This window comes from Pseudacidovorax sp. (genome assembly GCF_017991995.1).
Classification (GTDB): domain Bacteria; phylum Pseudomonadota; class Gammaproteobacteria; order Burkholderiales; family Burkholderiaceae_C; genus Xenophilus.
Genome location: NZ_JAGOPN010000003.1, coordinates 284,451 through 300,964, shown reverse-complemented (window position 1 = coordinate 300,964; position 16,514 = coordinate 284,451). Strand labels below are relative to the sequence as shown.

The following is a 16,514-nucleotide window of genomic DNA, read 5'->3' as shown; positions in this document are numbered from 1 at the left end:
TGCGTGGCAAGCGAGCGGCTGGGCGTGCCGCGAGTAGAGCGGGAAATCGTAGCTGCGATGTGGGAGCGACCGTAAAGCGGTGGTAAAGCCTCGCGGCTGTCGGTCGGCGCCCCGTCGGGCGACTTCAGGAGGGTCGGTGTGCGGCGCAGCCGGCTGCCGTTGGCGCCGCCATCCGGCCGTTCGCGCCGCGCTGGCGCCGTTCATCGCAGGCTGGTGGCGGCGGGCCCGGGCAGCCGGCACAGTCCCATCCCATCGCAGCCTGCCTGCCGGCGGCCCTCATCCACCTGACCTCACTCAAGGAGTTTCCATGCTCACCGATTCCATGCTCTTCCAGATCGTCGCCCACACCCCCACCTGGGTGTTCGCCGTCTTCGCGCTGCTGGCCTGGCGCGGCGCGCGCCAGTTGGTGACGCGCGAGGTCAGCCTGGCCGGCGTCACCGTGCTGCCGCTGGCGCTGGTCGGCTTCGCGCTCTATGGCGTGGCCTCGGCCTTCGGCCATTCGCAGGCTGGCCTGCTGGCCCTGGTGGCCTGGGTGGTCGCTGCCGCCGCCAGCGGCTTCTGGATGCAGGCGCGGCCGCTGTCGCCGCGCACCCAGTACGACCCCGAACTGCGCGAGTTCCTGCTGCCCGGCAGCCCCTGGCCGCTGGTGCGGATGATGGGCATCTTCCTGACCAAGTACGTCGTCGGCGTGACGCTGGTCTTCCATCCCGGCCTGGCGCAGGACAGCGGCTTCGCCCTGGGCATCAGCGCCCTGTACGGCCTGTTCAGCGGCATCTTCGCAGGCGGCGCCCTGCGCCTGTGGCGCCTGGCGATCAGCGCCGACCGCACGGCATCGCTGGCCTGATCGCCGTCCACACGATTGAAGCGGATCCATCATGCGCCCCGAACCGTCTTCCGCCTCCCTGGATGCCCTGGCGCATCGCCGTGCCCGGGCCAAGCTCGGCTGGTTCGCCCACGCCGCCGTCTATGCGCTCGTCAACCTCGGACTGATCGTGCTGTCGCTGGCGCAGGGCCGGCACTGGGCGGTCTTTCCGCTGCTGGGCTGGGGCCTGGGCCTGTTCTTCCACGGCCTGGGCGTGTGGGTCTTCGCGCCCGGCAACCCGGTGATGGCACACATGGTGCAACGCGAGCGGGAGCGGCTGGCCCGCACCGGCCGCTGACGCCCCATCCCCGCATGCTTTCTGAGGCAACATCGCGCCCCATGATCACCGTTCACCACCTCGAAAATTCCCGCTCCCAACGTGTGCTGTGGCTGCTGGAAGAGCTCCAGCTTCCCTACGAGATCGTGCAGTACAAGCGCGACCCGGCCACCATGCTGGCGCCGCCCGAGCTCAAGCGGGTGCATCCCCTGGGCAAGGCGCCGGTCGTCACGCTCGACGACGGCAGCGTGCTCGCCGAATCCGGCGCCATCCTGGAGACGCTGGCCGAGCGCTACCCCGCGGGCGCCCTGCTGCCCGAGGCCGGCAGCCCCGAGGCCCTGCGCTGCCGCTACTGGCTGCACTACGGCGAGGGTTCGGCCATGCCGCCGCTGCTGCTCACGCTGGTGTTCAACCGCATCAAGGGCGCGAAGATGCCCTTCTTCGTCAAGCCCATCGCCCGCGGCATCGCCGACAAGGCCATGGCCAGCTTCGTGCAGCCGCAACTGCGCCAGCATCTGGACTTCATGGAGTCGGAACTGGCCCAGCGCGACTGGTTCGCCGGCCCGTACTTCAGCGTGGCCGACATCCAGATGAGCTTCCCGGTCGAAGCTGCCCGCGCCCGGGCCGGCCTGGACGGCAGCCGGCCGAAGCTGATGGCGTGGCTCGAACGCATCCACGCACGGCCGGCCTATCAGCGCGCGCTGCAGCGTGGCGGCCCCTACGCCCTGATGGATTGAGCGCAGCGCCGGCGGCCTTTCCCCAACACCTCGTCCGGAGCGCGCCACCATGCCCGTTCTTCTGCTCATCCTGAAGTTCGCCGTCGTGACGGTGCTGGTCGCTTCGCTGCTGGAGGCCGCGGTACTGTCGTGGCGCCACACCCGCGGGCTGGGGCCGGCCTACGACTGGAAGTCCGCCGGGCTGTCGGTGGTCGACTTCCTGGTGCGCGAGTACCCGCTGCGCTGGCTGCTGCCGCTGGCCTTCTGGGTGGGCTGGATGGACTGGCTCTATGCGCACCGGCTGTTCACCCTGCCGCTGGATCACTGGACGGGCTGGGTCGCCGCCTTCCTGCTGCAGGAGTTCTGCTACTACTGGTACCACCGCGCGGCGCACCGGGTGCGCTGGTTCTGGTGCACGCATTCCATCCACCATTCGCCCAACGACCTGAACCTATCGGCGGCCTACCGCTTCGGCTGGACGGGCAAGCTCACCGGCGTCCTGGCTTTCTTCCTGCTCGCCCCGCTGCTGGGCGCGCCGCCGCGGCTGATCCTGCTGATGTTCACGCTCAACCTGCTCTACCAGTTCTGGATCCATGCCACCTGGATCCCGCGCCTGGGCCCGCTGGAATGGGTGCTGAACACACCCTCGGCGCACCGCGTGCACCATGCGTCGAACCTCGAATACCTGGACGGCAACTACGGCGGCGTGCTGATCGTGTTCGACCGCCTGTTCGGCACCTACATCGCCGAACGCCAGGACGTGAAGCCGCGCTACGGCCTGGTGAAGCCGCAGACCTCGTACAACCTGCTGGCCATCGAACTCGACGGCTGGCGCGCACTGTGGCGTGACCTGCGCGGGGCGAAGTCGGTGGGCGAGGCGCTGGGCTACCTGTGGCGCCCGCCGGGATGGCGGCCCGGGGGCGGCGAGACGACGGAAGAGCTGCGTCGCAATGCAAGGCTGGCCACACCGGCCATGCCCGCGGCCCCCCCGCCGAGCGGCCCCGCGACTGACGTCGCGATCGTGCCACCACCGCCGGCGCCATGACCGAGCCCGCGGATGCAGCACCTGGAGGCCGGCCGCCGGGCCACGGCGCCTCGCCGATGACCGTCCTGCTGCGCAGCCTCCTGCGCCATTACCTGCATGTGCTGGCCCTGTGCTGCGTGGTGACGGTGTTCACCACGCTGATGTGGCCCACGCGCAGCTATCTGATCCAGCTCGTCTATTCGGTGTGCATCGGCACGATCTGCTGGGCCACGATGGAAGCCGGCCGTTATCTGGTCGATCCGCGCCACTGCCATGGCAACCCCGAGGGCGGCCGTGGCTGGCCCAAGGGCTGGCGCGGCATGGTCCTCACCGTGAGCGGCATCCTGGTGGGCTTCTACGTGGGCGACGAGGTGGCCTACTGGCTGATCGGCCCCGGCGACAGCGACGCCGGGCCTGCCAACAAGAACATCATCGGCCTGTACATCACGGTGGCGGCCGGCGCCATCGGCTCCTTCTACTTCCACGCCAAAGGCAAGTCGGCGGCCATGGCCGCCGAGATTGCCGCGGCGGCCCGCGATGCCAGCGAGGCGCGGCTCAAGCTGCTGGAGACCCAGCTGGAGCCGCACATGCTCTTCAACACCCTGGCCAACCTGCGCGTGCTGATCGCCACCGACCCCGAGCGCGCCGTCGCCATGCTGGACCGCCTGAACGATTATTTGCGCGCCACGCTGGGCGGCTCGCGCAGCACGCTGCATCCGCTGTCGCAGGAGTTCGACCGCCTGGCCGACTACCTGGCGCTGATGGCCGTGCGGATGGGGCCGCGCCTGCGCTGCACCCTCGACCTGCCGCCCGAGCTGCGCGAGGTGCCAGTGCCCCCGCTTCTGCTGCAGCCGCTGGTCGAGAACGCCATCCGGCACGGGCTGGAGCCGCAGGTCGAAGGCGGCGAGATCCGGGTGCTGGCCCGGCGCGAAGGGGACGACCTGGTCATCGACGTCATCGACACGGGTGCCGGCCTGGCCGCGACACCAGACGGCGGGCTCGCCGAGGGCGCAGGCTCGCCGCCCTCCGACACTGGCGCGACCTCCAAGGGCGGCTTTGGTCTCACCCAGGTGCGCGAGCGCCTGCGCACCCTGCATGGCGAGCGCGGCACGCTCACGCTGGCCGCGCCGCCCGGTGGCGGCACCCGCGCCACCGTCACCCTGCCCCTTCCTGCTTCCGCCTGACCACGCCCTGCCGATGCCCACAGCCCTGATCGCCGAAGACGAACCGCTGCTCGCCCAGTCCCTGCAGGTCGAACTGGCCCGCGCCTGGCCCGCCCTGCAGGTGACGGCCGTTGTCGGCGATGGCCTGAGCGCCGCCCGCGAGGCGCTGCGGCTGCGCCCCGACGTGCTGTTCATGGACATCCGCATGCCCGGTCAGGACGGACTGGCCGCCGTCGAGGAGGTCGCCGAACGCTGGCCTTCGGACGAGGCGCCGATGCCGCAACTGGTCTTCGTCACCGCCTACGACGAATACGCCGCGCGCGCCTTCGAGGCGCAGGCGCTGGACTACCTGATGAAGCCGGTGCAGCCGCAGCGGCTCGCCCGCACCGTCGCCAGGCTGCAGGAGCGCCTGGCCGCGCCCGCGGCCCTGCCGCAGCAGGCACTGGCGCAGTGGCGCGACCTGCTGGGCGCCGCCTCCCCGCCGCGCGGCGAATCGGCGCCGCTCAAATTCATCGCGGCCAGCAATGCCGGCGGGTCGACCGTGCGCATGGTGCCGGTGGACGAGGTCCTGTATTTCGAGGCGGCCGACAAATACGTGCGCGTGTTGACGGCCGATGCCGAGCACCTGATCCGCACGCCGCTCAAGCAATTGCTGCCGCAGCTCGATCCGCAGCGCTTCTGGCAGATCCACCGCGCGGTGGTCGTGCGTGCCGACGCCGTCGACGCCGTTCATCGCGACGAGGCGGGGCGAATGCAGCTGACGCTGCGCGGCCGGCCGAATGAGCCGCTGCCGGTGAGCCGGCTCTATGCGCCGCTGTTCCGGGCAATGTAGCGAACAGGCCCGAAGGGTACGCAGCGCCCACGAAAAAGCCGCCTTCCGGCAGGCGGAAGGCGGCTCGATTCGCGGCATGGACCGGCCGTGAAGCCGATCCACTGCCCTCAGCGCCAGTGGTGATGGTGGCGGTAGTAGTAAGGCCCCGGGCCGTAGTAGACCGGCGCCGGCTCGTACACCACCGCCGGCGGGGGCGGACGGTAGTACACCGGCGGCGGCGGCCGGTAATACACCGGTGCGGGCGGGGCCACGTAATAGGCCGGCGGCGGGCCGTAGTACGCGGGCGGCGGCGCCGCCACTCCCACGGCCACGCCCGGCACCGACACGCCCAGCGACCAGCTCACCTGCGCGCTGGCCGACGATGCGGCAAACAGGGCACCCGCTGCAACGGCGGCAGCCGCCGCCCACTTGAAGAAGCCCGTGCGAGAGACATTCATCTCGATCTCCTGGAAAAACTGGGGAAGGAGGGCATTCGCAAAACTGCCGTCCACCTGACCCATAGAACGGCCGATGCCCCGGAAAGGTTCACCCGTGAACGTGACGTTGGTTGCCAGACGTAACCCCTCCGGCATCGTGGAGGCCACTTGCGCTGCAGCGCGGCGAAACCATCGACGCCGGGCCACCCATAAAATTCCCCGATGACTTCTCCCACTGCCCCGCACGGCGACAACAAGAACAACGGCGGCAAGCAGGCTGCCGCGTCCGCGGCCCCGGCCGCCCCGAGCAACTTCCTGCGCCACGTCATCGAAGCCGACCTGGAACAGGGCACCTATGACTCGCGCCGCTGGGGCGGTGGCCCGGGCGACGGGCCCTACCACCAGGCCGGCATGCCCGATCCGGCGAAGATCCGCACCCGCTTCCCCCCCGAACCCAACGGCTACCTGCACATCGGCCATGCCAAGAGCATCTGGCTGAACTTCGAGCTGGCCAAGGAATACGGCGGCGTGTGCCACCTGCGCTTCGACGACACCAACCCCGAGAAGGAAGAGCAGGAGTACGTCGACTCCATCCGCGAGGCGATCCGGTGGATGGGCTACTCCACCGCCCTGGCCGACATGCCCGCGCAGCCCGGCACCGCGCAGGACCACATCTACTACGCCAGCAACTACTTCGACTTCATGTACGGCGCGGCCGAGCACCTGGTGACGGCCGGCCACGCCTACGTGGACGAGCAGACGCCCGAGCAGATGCGCGCCAACCGCGGCGACTTCGGAACGCCCGGCACCGACAGCCCCTTCCGCAGCCGCACCCCGGAAGAGAACCTCGCCCGCCTGCGCCAGATGAAGAACGGCGAGCTGCCCGACGGCGCCGCCGTGCTGCGCGCCAAGATCGACATGGCGAGCCCCAACATCAACCTGCGCGACCCCACGCTCTACCGCATCCGCCGCGCCACGCACCACAACACGGGCGACCAGTGGTGCATCTACCCGATGTACACCTTCGCGCACCCCATCGAGGACGCGCTGGAGCAGATCACCCACAGCATCTGCACGCTGGAGTTCGAGGACCAGCGCCCCTTCTACGACTGGCTGATGGCCCGCCTGATCGAAGGCGGCCTGCTCACCGCCCCGCCGCCGCGGCAGTACGAATTCGCGCGGCTCAACGTCACCCACGTCATCACCAGCAAGCGCAAGCTGCGCCAGCTGGTCGAGGAAGGCCATGTGGACGGATGGGACGACCCGCGCATGCCCACGCTGGCCGGCCTGCGCCGCCGCGGCTACACGCCCGAGGCGCTCAAGCTCTTCTGCGAGCGCAGCGGCACCACCAAGTCCGGTGGCGCCTGGACCGAGTACGCCGCGCTCGAAGCCGCGCTGCGCGATGCGCTCGACCCTGTGGCGCCGCGCGCCATGGCCGTGCTCGATCCCCTCAAGCTCGTGATCACCAACTGGGACAGCGCCATGGGCGCCGGCCATCTGGAGCCCTGCACCGCCCCGGTCAATCCGCATGACGAGGCTGCGGGCCACCGGCATTTCCGCTTCGGCCGCGAGCTGTGGATCGAGCGCGAGGACTTCATGGCCGTGCCCGAGAAGGGCTACCGCCGCCTCTTCCCGCCGCACACCAACGCCGCCGGCCAGCCGGTCGAAGGCAACAAGGTGCGCCTGAAGTACGGCTACGTGGTGCAGTGCACTGGCTTCGAGCAAGACGCCGACGGCCGCGTGACCCAGGTGCTGGCCGAGGTCCTGCCCGACACCAAGAGCGGCACGCCCGGTGCCGACAGCGTGAAGGTCAAGGGCGTGATCGGCTGGGTGGGTGCCCATGACGCCGTGCCGGCCCAGATCCGCCTCTACGAGCGCCTCTTCAAGACCGAGCAGCCCGGCAGCGCCGACAACATCGCCGACGAACTGAACGACGCCAGCCTGAGCACCGTGCAGGGTTACGTCGAAGCCGGTCTGGCCGGCGCCGCGCCGGAGACGAACTACCAGTTCGAGCGCCTGGGCTATTTCGTGGTCGACGCCAAGGCCTCGGCCGAGGGGCGGCTGGTGTTCAACCGCACGAGCGGGTTGAAAGACAGCTGGGGGAAATGAGCGAAGAGCCGGTCCCTGGCAAGTCGGTGGCACATGCAGCCTCTGCGCAAGGCTTGGACCGTGCGCCGCCGACGCGGGAGTCGCTGCTTGAATTCATGCAGCGCTCACCGTTTGCTGGTGAAGACGGTTTGCCGGCAGCGCGGGACACGAGTGCCACGCGCGACGTGTCGTCATTCCTGGCCGACGACGCGGCACTATGCGCGATGCCGCATCCCTCGCCCGCTGATTCTTGATCCGTGACGATGACGGACGCGACGCTATCGCCGGCCCAACACGCCAGCTTCCGGCAGTTGGCTGAAGACTTACCGGGTATCGACCGCGAGGCCTACGAATCGGCCGGCCGGGACTGGCGCGATCCGGTCATCGGCCTGGGGCCGCGGGATGCGGCGCTGTGCATCTTCGGCCGCGACCCGGGGCGCACCGAGGCGCAGCACGGGCAGCCCTTCCTCGGCAAGGGCGGGCAACTGGTGCGCGCGGCGCTCCATCGGCAGCGGCACGGAGCCAACGCGCCGGCGCCGGACTTCGATGCGTCCATCCGCGCCGGCTCAGGCGTGTTCTGGCTCAACACGGCGCCCTACAAGCCCGTGGGCAACAAGGCCTGGTCGATGGCGGTCAAGCGGCGCTTCCAGCCGCTGATGGCGGAGCTGCTCATCGACCTGTGGCAAGGCCGCGATGGCCGGCGCACCGTGATCGCCCTGGGTCGCGAGGCCTTCTTCTGGTTCGGCATCGGGCAGCCTGCAGCGGTGGATACGGCCCTCGACGACTTCTGGGCGCTGGGCGACGCGCGCTACACCCGCACGCTGGAGGTCGGCTACGCGCACGGCGGCGTCACGCATCCCGTCACGCTCGCGCCGCTGCCACATCCGTCGCCAGCCAATGCGGTGTGGTTCTCGCGCTTCTCGGCGCTGATGGATGCACGCCTGCGGGACTTGAGCTGACGCCCCGGCGCCTCAAGGCGCTTCGCCGCGAGGATGGCTGCGGACGATTGCGCCATGGCGACGACCGGACTTGAAGGCGGGGCTATGCTCGCCGCCGTCCATGACTGCGCCGTCCCCCCGCCTCATCCGCTTCCACAAACCCTACGGCGTGCTCAGCCAGTTCACGCCAGAGGGACGCTGGCGCGGACTCAAGGAGTTCATCGACCTGCCCGGCGTGCATGCGGCCGGCCGGCTCGACGCCGACAGCGAGGGGCTGCTCCTGTTGACGAGCGATGGCCCGCTGCAGGCGCGCATCGCCGATCCGCGGCACAAGATGGAGAAGACCTACTGGGTGCAGGTGGAGGGAATCTGCACCGACGAGGCGCTGGCGCAGCTGCGAAGCGGTGTGGTCCTCAACGACGGGCCAACGCTGCCGGCGCGCGCGCGCCGGCTCGACCCGCCGCCGGAGCTGCCGCCACGCGAGCCCCCCATCCGCGAGCGCAAGAACATTCCCACCGACTGGATCGAGCTGGCCATCCGCGAGGGCCGCAACCGGCAGGTGCGGCGCATGACGGCGGCGGTGGGCCTGCCGACGCTGCGGCTGATCCGCGTCGCCATCGGCCCCTTCGTGCTCGACGGACTGGCGGCCGGCACCTGGGAGGCGTTGGAGGTGCCGCCGCTGCTCGATGCGCCGGTGCCCCGACCGCCCCGGACTTCTGCACCCGCGCGCCGCAACCCGGTACCCCGCCGCCGCCCATGACCCTGCGCACCAAGATCATCGCCCTGGCCGTGCTGCCGCTGCTCGCGGCCCTGGGCCTGGTCGCCTTCGGCCTGCAGCACCAGTCGCGCGACCTGCACCGCCGCGAGCGCCTGCTGATCGAGCAGAGCCACATGGCCCAGCGCCGCGGCGAGCTGCGCAGCTACGTGGACCTGGGCCTGAGCGTGATCCGCCCGCTCTACGAGCGCGGCGACGACGCAGCCACACAGCATGAGGCGCTGCGCCTGCTGGGCACGCTGGACTATGGCAACGACGGCTACTTCTTCGTCTACGACCTGCAGGGCCACGTGCTGATGCATTCGCGCCAGCCCGAGCTGGTGGGCCAGTCGCTGTGGGACCTGCGCGATTCGCAGGGCCGCTACACCATCCGCGACCTGATCGGCCGCGCGCGGGCCGGCGGCGGCTACGTCGAATACGAATGGCGCAAGCCCTCGGCAGGCGGTCTGGCGCCCAAGCTGGGCTATGTGCAGGCGCTGGACCGATGGCAATGGATGGTGGGCACGGGCCTGTACCTGGACGACATCCAGGCCACGCTCGACGCGCTGGACCAGCAGACCAGCGGCAACGTCAGCGGCACCCTGCTGTGGATCGCCGCCATCGCCATGCTCTCGCTCGCGGCCGTGAGTGCCGGGGGGCTGCTGCTTAACCTCAGCGAGCACCGCGTGGCCGAGGCCAAGCTGCGCCAGCTGGCGCGGCGCGTGGTGCAGTCGCAGGAGGAAGAGCGCGCCCACCTCGCCCGCGAGCTGCACGACGGCACCAGCCAGACGCTGGTGTCGGCCAAGCTGCTGGTCGAATCGGCGGTGGATGGTCTGCAGCGCGAGGGCCGACCCGTCCCGCCGCTGCTAACGCGAGCGCTGCAGCGCCTGGGCGAAGCGCTGTTGGAAGTGCGCCACATCTCGCACCGCCTGCGGCCCGCGCTGCTCGACACCCTGGGCCTTCCCGCCGCGCTGGAGCGCCTGGTGGACGAAGCCGGCGGCGCAGGTCCCACGGTCGCGCTGCAGGTCACCGGCGAAGCCGGCGAGCTGCCGGCGGAGGCCAAGACCGCCCTCTTTCGCATCGCGCAGGAGGCGCTGACCAACGTCCAGAAGCACGCTGGCGCGGCCCACGCCGACCTGCGCCTGCACTTCAGCCCCGACCGCGTGTGCCTGACGGTCGAGGACGACGGCCTGGGCTTCGACGTCGAGGCCGCGCAGGCCGACCCGCACCGCGGCCTGGGCCTGCGCCACATGCGCGAGCGCATGGAAGCCGTCGGCGGACGGCTGCGCCTGCAGTCCGCCCCCGGGCACACCACCGTCACGGCCGAGCTGCCGCGCACCTTCAAGGAAATCTCCGCATGAACCCCGAGACGCCCGTGCGCCTGTTCCTGGTCGACGACCATCCGCTGGTGCGCGATGGCCTGCGCGCCCGGCTGGAGGCGCTGCCCGGCCTGCGCATCGTCGGCGAAGCCGGCAGCGCGGCCGAGGCCCTGGCCCAGGTCGATGCCGCGCGGCCGGACCTGATGCTGGTCGACGTCGGCATGAAGGACCTGAACGGCATCGAGCTGGCCGTCCTGCTGCTCGCCCGGCCCACGCCGCCGCACGTCGTCATGCTCAGCATGTACGACAACCCCGAGTACGTGCAGCGCGCGCTGCAGGCCGGCGCGCAGGGCTACGTGCTCAAGGATGCGCCGGCCTCGGAAATCGTCGCCGCCATCGAGGCCGTGGCGGCCGGCGGCACCTTCCTGAGCCCGGCGGTGTCGAAAAAGCTGTTCCGCAACCAGGCGCCACGGCCGCTGCTCACCCCGCGCGAGAGCGAGATCCTCTCGGCCATCGGCCGCGGCGAATCCAGCAAGCAGATCGCCCGCGAGCTGGGCCTGTCGGTGCGCACGGTGGACGCGCACCGACAGAGCATCAAGCGCCGACTGGGGATCGAGGGGCAGGCGGAGCTGATCCGCTATGCGGTGGAGCACACGCGGCAGTTCGGCCCGGACGGCCGCTGAAGGCCTCGCACAGCGCACCAGGGTTGTCCCTTAGGCAATCCCTCGCGGACTTCCCACGCACTGCAACGGATGCGCCGCCCGGCGCCGCTTCCGACACTCGATGGGTTTTCACCCTCGAGAGACAACGCACATGCAAAGCCTCCGCCGCCACCTCGTGTGGCTCGTGGTGGCGGTCGTCGGCGCCTTCGCGCTGGCCACCGTCGCCCTCACGCGCGGCGAAAGCGTCAACGCCCTGTGGGTCGTGACCGCCGCCGTCTGCACTTACCTGATCGCCTACCGCTACTACAGCCTCTTCATCGCCGACAAGGTGCTGGGGCTAGACGGCTCGCGCAAGACGCCTGCGCACCGGCACAACGACGGGCTCGACTACGTGCCCACCGACAAGAACGTGCTGTTCGGCCACCACTTCGCGGCCATCGCGGGCGCCGGCCCGCTGGTGGGCCCGGTGCTGGCGGCGCAGATGGGCTACCTGCCCGGGCTGCTGTGGGTGCTGGCGGGCGTGGTGTTCGCCGGCGCGGTGCAGGACTTCATCGTGCTGTTCATCTCAACCCGCCGCGACGGCCGCTCGCTGGGCGACCTGGTCAAGCAGGAGATGGGCGCGGTGCCCGGCATGATCGCCCTCTTCGGCACCTTCATGATCATGATCATCATCCTGGCGGTGCTGGCCCTGATCGTGGTGAAGGCGCTGGCCGAATCGCCCTGGGGCACCTTCACGGTCGCGGCCACGGTGCCGGTGGCGGTGTTCATGGGCCTGTACCTGCGCTACATCCGCCCGGGCCGCATCGGCGAGGTGTCGGTCATCGGCTTCGTGCTGCTGATGGCCGCCATCTTTGGCGGCCAGGCGGTGAGCGAGAACGCGGCCTGGGCCGCGATGTTCACCTTCGACGGCAAGGCGCTGACGTGGATGCTGATCGGCTACGGCTTCGTGGCCGCCAGCCTGCCGGTGTGGCTGCTGCTGGCGCCGCGCGACTACCTGTCGACCTTCCTCAAGATCGGCACCATCGTGGCGCTGGCCATCGGCATCGTGATCGTGATGCCGCAGCTGCAGATGCCGGCACTCACGCAGTTCGCCAATGGCAACGGCCCGGTGTGGTCGGGCTCCATGTTCCCCTTCCTGTTCATCACCATCGCCTGCGGCGCGGTGTCGGGCTTCCATGCGCTGATCTCCTCGGGCACCACGCCCAAGATGCTGGACAACGAGCGCCATGCGCGCTTCATCGGCTACGGCGGCATGCTGGCCGAGTCCTTCGTCGCGGTGATGGCGCTGGTGGCGGCCTCGTGCATCGAGCCGGGCATCTACTTCGCCATGAACAGCCCCGCCGCACTGGTGGGCAGCACCGCCCAGCAAGCGGCGGCCACCATCTCCGGCTGGGGCTTCATGGTCACGCCCGACATGCTGGCGCAGACCGCCCGGGACGTGGGCGAGCACACCATCCTGGGCCGTGCCGGCGGCGCGCCCACGCTGGCCGTGGGCATGGCGCACATCCTGCACCAGGTGATCGGCGGCCAGGCCATGATGGCCTTCTGGTACCACTTCGCGATCCTCTTCGAGGCGCTGTTCATCCTGACGGCGGTGGACGCCGGCACGCGCGCCGGCCGCTTCATGCTGCAGGACCTGCTGGGCAGCTTCGTGCCCGCGCTCAAGCGCACCGACTCGCTGCCGGCCAACCTGCTGGCGACGGCGCTGACGGTGGCGGCCTGGGGCTACTTCCTGTACCAGGGCGTGGTCGATCCGCTGGGCGGCATCAACACCCTGTGGCCGCTGTTCGGCATCTCCAACCAGATGCTTGCCGCCGTGGCGCTGATGCTGGGCGTGGTCGTGCTGTTCCGCATGAAGCGCGAGCGCTATGCCTGGGTGGCGGCGGCGCCGGCCGTGTGGCTGCTGGCCTGCACACTGACGGCGGGCTGGCAGAAGATCTTCTCGTCCGACCCCAAGGTCGGCTTCCTGGCCCATGCCGCGAAGTACACCGAGGGCATCGCCAACGGCGTGCTGGTGGCGCCGGCCAAGACGCCCGAGGCCATGGCGCGCATCGTGTTCAACGACCGGCTCGATGCCGGGCTGTGCGCGCTCTTCATGTTCGTGGTGCTGAGCGTGCTGGTCTACACCGTGCGCGCCTGCCTGTCGGCCCGGGCCGCCAACCGGCCCACGGTGCACGAGACGCCCTACGAGCCGATGGCCGCGGGCGCGCGTGCGGCCGGCGCCCATTGACCGGCACGTGCGCGCCATGGTGAGCCTCGCCACCCTGCCCGAGACCGGGCGCTATATCGCCCGCTCGGTGCGCCAGTCGCTGCGGCTGATGGTGGGCCTGCCCGACTACGACACCTACCTGTCGCACATGGCGCAGACCCATCCGGACCGCGCGCCGATGAGCTACGAGGAGTTCTTCCGCGAACGGCTGGAGGCGCGCTACGGCGGGGGCAAGGGGCGCTGCTGCTGATCGGCGGCGCCCTGGCCAGCGCTCACCGGCAGGCGAAGCTGGCCGCCTTGTCCACATCGCCGCCCAGGTACTGCGCGACTTGCGGAAAGGCGCACACCGGCCGGCTGCGCTCGCTGCCGTCGGTTCGGCGCTGGGTGGCCAGCAGCGCGGCCGGCGCGCGGCCCGTCTCGGTCCAGTCGATCACGGCAGTGACGGCATCGAGCACGTTCGGGGCGTCACCGCCGCCGCAGTGCTGCATGCCGGGCACCATGAACACGCGGTAGCTGTCGTCCAGCTTGGGGGTGGCGCGCGCAGCCTCCTCGTGGTAGCCCACGCTCATCATCGGATTGAGGGCCGGATCGGCCCAGCCGTGGTAAGTGATCATCTTGCCGCCGCGGGCCGCAAAGGCGCTCAGGTCAGGGTTGCGCGCATCGACCAGCGTGCTGATGAACCCGGTGGACCGGAAGCCCTGGTCCAGGTCGAAGCTGCGCCAGTCGGCATCGGGCCGGCTCGCGGGCTGGTCGGCAAAGTAGCGCAGGAAGGTCTGGGCATAGGCGCTCTGGCGGGTCTCGCCAGGCGGCAGGGCCTGCGCGCCCGAGGTCGCGGCCGGGGCCTGCGGCATGGAGACGAACCATTCCGCCCAGCCGCTGGTGCCTCTGGCGTCGGGCGCCTCCGAGCCCCAGGGCCAAGCCGGGAACACGTTCTGGCCCTTGTGCTGCATGTCCCGGTGCACCGCCTCCAGCGCGGCGACCTGCGCCTCGCTCAGGCCCGGGAAGTCCGCCCTCGGGTCGATGACGCAGCGGCGCGGATCGGTGATCACGCCATCCTTCAGGCCGTCCACCGCATCGCACTTGGCCACGATGGCGCGGCCGATCTGCGACAGCTGCGCGCCGGTGAAGCCGGCCTTGGCGATCAGCGGCGCGTACGACACGTAGTCGTACATCGTGCCGGTGAAGTTGAGCACCGGCGCACCCGCGGCGATGCCGTCGAAGTCGGCCGGATAGCGCTGCGCCGACATCAGGCCCTGCCGCCCGCCGGTGGAGCAGCCGTCGAAGTACGACTTGGCGGGCTTGCGTCCGTAGAAGGCGGCGGCCAGGTCCTTGGACGCCTGCGCCGTCAGGTGCACGGCGCGAAAGCTGTAGTCGACCAGCTTGGCCAGGTCGTTCTGCGCGAAGCTGCCCAGCGGCTGCGCGATGGCATCGTGGCCGGTGTTGGTCTGCGCGGCGACGAAGCCGCGCTTGAGCGCCTCGTCGCGCAGGGCCACGCGGCTGGGTGCATCGATGCGCTCGCCGGCATAGCCGCCGTTGCCGCGCATGTAGAGCCGCCCGTTCCAGCGCAGGGGCAGCGCCACCTCGACCAGCACCTCAGGGTCGAGCATGGCGACGATGCGGCAGAAGTCCGGCACGCCCTGCGCGGCCGGCGTGACGGTGGCGCTGAGCACGGTCAGCCGCGTGCCCTCGACCGAGGTCACCTGCTGGCCGAGCCGCGCACAGTCGCCGGTGGCGGCGAGGCTGGCCTCGGCGTAGCGCGAAGCCGACTGGGCGGAATCGCGGAAGCTGCCGGCGTTCTGCGCCTGGGCGGCGCCACCCAGCGCCGCGAGGCAAAGGGCAGACATTCGAAGGGAGGAAGGGAGGGTCATACGTGTCTCCTGGTTGTTGGCGTTCCGCCGCCGGAAGGCCGTGCCCGGCGAGCGGCGGGCTTTCATGCCGAAGCCCGCGCCCAGTGTGCCCGCCCGGCGGACGAGCCGTCGTCGCCTGCGCTACGCGGCGCAGCCGGTGCGCCTGCCGCGAACCGGATCAGCTGCCCAGCACCAGCCGGCTGATGACCGCCCCGCCCACCACCAGCCAGAGGGCCAGCACGGCGGCGAGCAGCAGCGGCCGGGGGCCAGCCTGGCGGATGGCGCCGAGGCGCGTGGTGAAGCCCAGGGCGCCCATCGCCATCGCAAGCAGCAGGTTGTCCAGCGCGTTGGCCGCCTGCACGGCCCCGGCAGGCAGCCAGTGCAGCGAGTTGAAGAGCACCACCGCCACGAAGCCGAAGGCGAACCAGGGCACGGCCAGGCGTGCGGCGGGGGCCGTGCAGTCGCCGGGCTTCGCGCCGTGTCCCGCATGGCGGGTTTCGCGCCGCCGGCCCAGCCAGGCGGCCAGCATCAGCAGGAAGGGCGCCAGCATCATCACGCGCACCATCTTCGCGATGACCGCCGTGTCGGCCGCCTCGGGGCCGATGCCGCGCGCGGCGGCCACCACCTGCGCCACCTCGTGGATGGTGGCGCCGGCATAGAGCCCGAAGCCGTGCTGGCCCCCGGGCACCAGTGCCCAGTGCTGGTTGAGCGCATACAGCGCCGGGTACGTGAAGATGGCCAGCGTGCCGAAGACCACCACCGTGGCCACGGCCACCGTCACCTGCGCCGGGCGGCCGCGCACCACCGGCTCCGTCGCCATCACGGCGGCAGCGCCGCAGATCGCGCTGCCGGCGCCGATCAGCATCACCGTCTCGCGCTCCATGCGCAGCCAGCGCAGGCCCACCCAGCAGGCGATGCCGAAGGTGGAAGCCAGCATCAGCGCGTCGACCAGCACGCCCGCCAGGCCGACGTGGCCGATGTCCTGCACCGTCAGGCGCAGGCCGTAGAGCACCACGCCCAGCCGCAGCAACTGCTGCTTGGCCATGCCGATGCCCGGCCCGGGCCGGGCATGCCAGTGCGCCGGCACCCCGTTGCCGGCGACCATGCCCAGCACGATGGCCAGCGTGAGCGCGCTCAGACCGCTGTGCGCCAGCGCCGGGATCTGCCCCAGCACCATGCCCCCGGCGGCCAGCAGTCCGGCCAGGGCCAGACCGGGCAGATGGCGCGCGCCCCAGGACACCGGCGCTGCGGCCGGCAAGGCGTATGCAGGATGGGGATGGACCTCGGTGTTCATGGCAAGCCGCTGTGTCAGTGGGAATGGCATCGACTCTAGGCACCGGCCTTCGACCCGTCCAACGGGTAATCTGGCTAGGATCGAGCGACTGGATCGCTCGATGGAGATCCCCG

16 protein-coding genes are annotated in these 16,514 nt (G+C 70.7%); 13 read left to right on the top strand and 3 right to left on the bottom strand.

Annotation, left to right across the window (positions count from 1 at the left end; translation table 11 throughout):
* Window positions 1-307: 307 nt before the first annotated feature.
* Genes KBC94_RS06005 through KBC94_RS05980 form a run of 6 tightly spaced genes read left to right on the top strand, consistent with a single transcriptional unit; the run spans window position 308 to window position 4,874 of the window.
* Window positions 308-844 (top strand): DUF6622 family protein, encoded by a 537-nt coding sequence (locus tag KBC94_RS06005; RefSeq protein ID WP_294367429.1) that lies wholly within the window; start codon window positions 308-310, stop codon window positions 842-844.
* A gap of 31 nt (window positions 845-875) precedes the next feature.
* Window positions 876-1,160, top strand: a complete 285-nt coding sequence (locus KBC94_RS06000; RefSeq protein WP_294367427.1) for a 2TM domain-containing protein — start codon at window positions 876-878, stop codon at window positions 1,158-1,160.
* A 41-nt stretch (window positions 1,161-1,201) separates the two neighbouring features.
* Window positions 1,202-1,876 carry a glutathione S-transferase gene (locus KBC94_RS05995; RefSeq protein ID WP_294367424.1) on the top strand — a complete coding sequence of 225 codons (675 nt, stop codon included), beginning with the start codon at window positions 1,202-1,204 and terminating at the stop codon, window positions 1,874-1,876.
* Window positions 1,877-1,925: 49 nt separating this feature from the next.
* Window positions 1,926-2,900 (top strand): sterol desaturase family protein, encoded by a 975-nt coding sequence (locus KBC94_RS05990; RefSeq protein WP_294367422.1) that lies wholly within the window; start codon window positions 1,926-1,928, stop codon window positions 2,898-2,900.
* Window positions 2,897-4,063: a histidine kinase gene (locus tag KBC94_RS05985; protein ID WP_294367420.1), complete on the top strand. Its 1,167-nt coding sequence runs from the start codon at window positions 2,897-2,899 to the stop codon at window positions 4,061-4,063. The genes KBC94_RS05990 and KBC94_RS05985 overlap by 4 nt, the downstream gene beginning before the upstream one ends.
* A 13-nt stretch (window positions 4,064-4,076) precedes the next feature.
* On the top strand, window positions 4,077-4,874 hold the full coding sequence (locus tag KBC94_RS05980; protein ID WP_294367418.1) for a LytTR family DNA-binding domain-containing protein: 798 nt from the start codon (window positions 4,077-4,079) through the stop codon (window positions 4,872-4,874).
* Window positions 4,875-4,981: 107 nt separating this feature from the next.
* On the opposite strand, the gene KBC94_RS05975 is transcribed toward KBC94_RS05980, so the two are convergent.
* Window positions 4,982-5,311: a hypothetical protein gene (locus tag KBC94_RS05975; RefSeq protein WP_294367414.1), complete on the bottom strand. Its 330-nt coding sequence runs from the start codon at window positions 5,309-5,311 to the stop codon at window positions 4,982-4,984.
* 201 nt (window positions 5,312-5,512) lie between these two features.
* Here KBC94_RS05975 and KBC94_RS05970 point away from each other — a divergent pair, with 201 nt between their 5' ends.
* The 7 genes from KBC94_RS05970 (at window position 5,513) to KBC94_RS05940 (ending at window position 13,510) form a co-directional block, all read left to right on the top strand.
* Entirely contained in the window at window positions 5,513-7,399 is a 1,887-nt protein-coding gene (locus tag KBC94_RS05970; protein WP_294367412.1) for a glutamine--tRNA ligase/YqeY domain fusion protein, read from the top strand.
* A gap of 290 nt (window positions 7,400-7,689) precedes the next feature.
* Window positions 7,690-8,337 (top strand): uracil-DNA glycosylase family protein, encoded by a 648-nt coding sequence (locus KBC94_RS05965; protein WP_294367411.1) that lies wholly within the window; start codon window positions 7,690-7,692, stop codon window positions 8,335-8,337.
* A 100-nt stretch (window positions 8,338-8,437) separates the two neighbouring features.
* The gene (locus KBC94_RS05960; protein ID WP_294367409.1) at window positions 8,438-9,076 is read left to right on the top strand and encodes a pseudouridine synthase; all 639 of its coding nucleotides are present in this window, start codon (window positions 8,438-8,440) and stop codon (window positions 9,074-9,076) included.
* Window positions 9,073-10,431 carry a cache domain-containing protein gene (locus KBC94_RS05955; protein WP_294367407.1) on the top strand — a complete coding sequence of 453 codons (1,359 nt, stop codon included), beginning with the start codon at window positions 9,073-9,075 and terminating at the stop codon, window positions 10,429-10,431. Before KBC94_RS05960 ends, KBC94_RS05955 begins: the two co-directional genes overlap by 4 nt.
* Window positions 10,428-11,072 carry a response regulator transcription factor gene (locus KBC94_RS05950; RefSeq protein WP_294367405.1) on the top strand — a complete coding sequence of 215 codons (645 nt, stop codon included), beginning with the start codon at window positions 10,428-10,430 and terminating at the stop codon, window positions 11,070-11,072. The genes KBC94_RS05955 and KBC94_RS05950 overlap by 4 nt, the downstream gene beginning before the upstream one ends.
* Before the next feature lie 130 nt (window positions 11,073-11,202).
* Window positions 11,203-13,281 carry a carbon starvation CstA family protein gene (locus KBC94_RS05945; protein ID WP_294367402.1) on the top strand — a complete coding sequence of 693 codons (2,079 nt, stop codon included), beginning with the start codon at window positions 11,203-11,205 and terminating at the stop codon, window positions 13,279-13,281.
* A 34-nt stretch (window positions 13,282-13,315) separates the two neighbouring features.
* Window positions 13,316-13,510 (top strand): YbdD/YjiX family protein, encoded by a 195-nt coding sequence (locus KBC94_RS05940; protein WP_294367630.1) that lies wholly within the window; start codon window positions 13,316-13,318, stop codon window positions 13,508-13,510.
* A gap of 22 nt (window positions 13,511-13,532) precedes the next feature.
* On the opposite strand, the gene KBC94_RS05935 is transcribed toward KBC94_RS05940, so the two are convergent.
* A complete protein-coding gene (locus tag KBC94_RS05935) occupies window positions 13,533-15,104 on the bottom strand; it encodes a tannase/feruloyl esterase family alpha/beta hydrolase (RefSeq protein WP_294367399.1) in 1,572 nt (523 codons plus the stop codon).
* A gap of 181 nt (window positions 15,105-15,285) precedes the next feature.
* Window positions 15,286-16,401 (bottom strand): YeiH family protein, encoded by a 1,116-nt coding sequence (locus KBC94_RS05930; RefSeq protein WP_294367397.1) that lies wholly within the window; start codon window positions 16,399-16,401, stop codon window positions 15,286-15,288.
* Window positions 16,402-16,514: the final 113 nt, after the last annotated feature.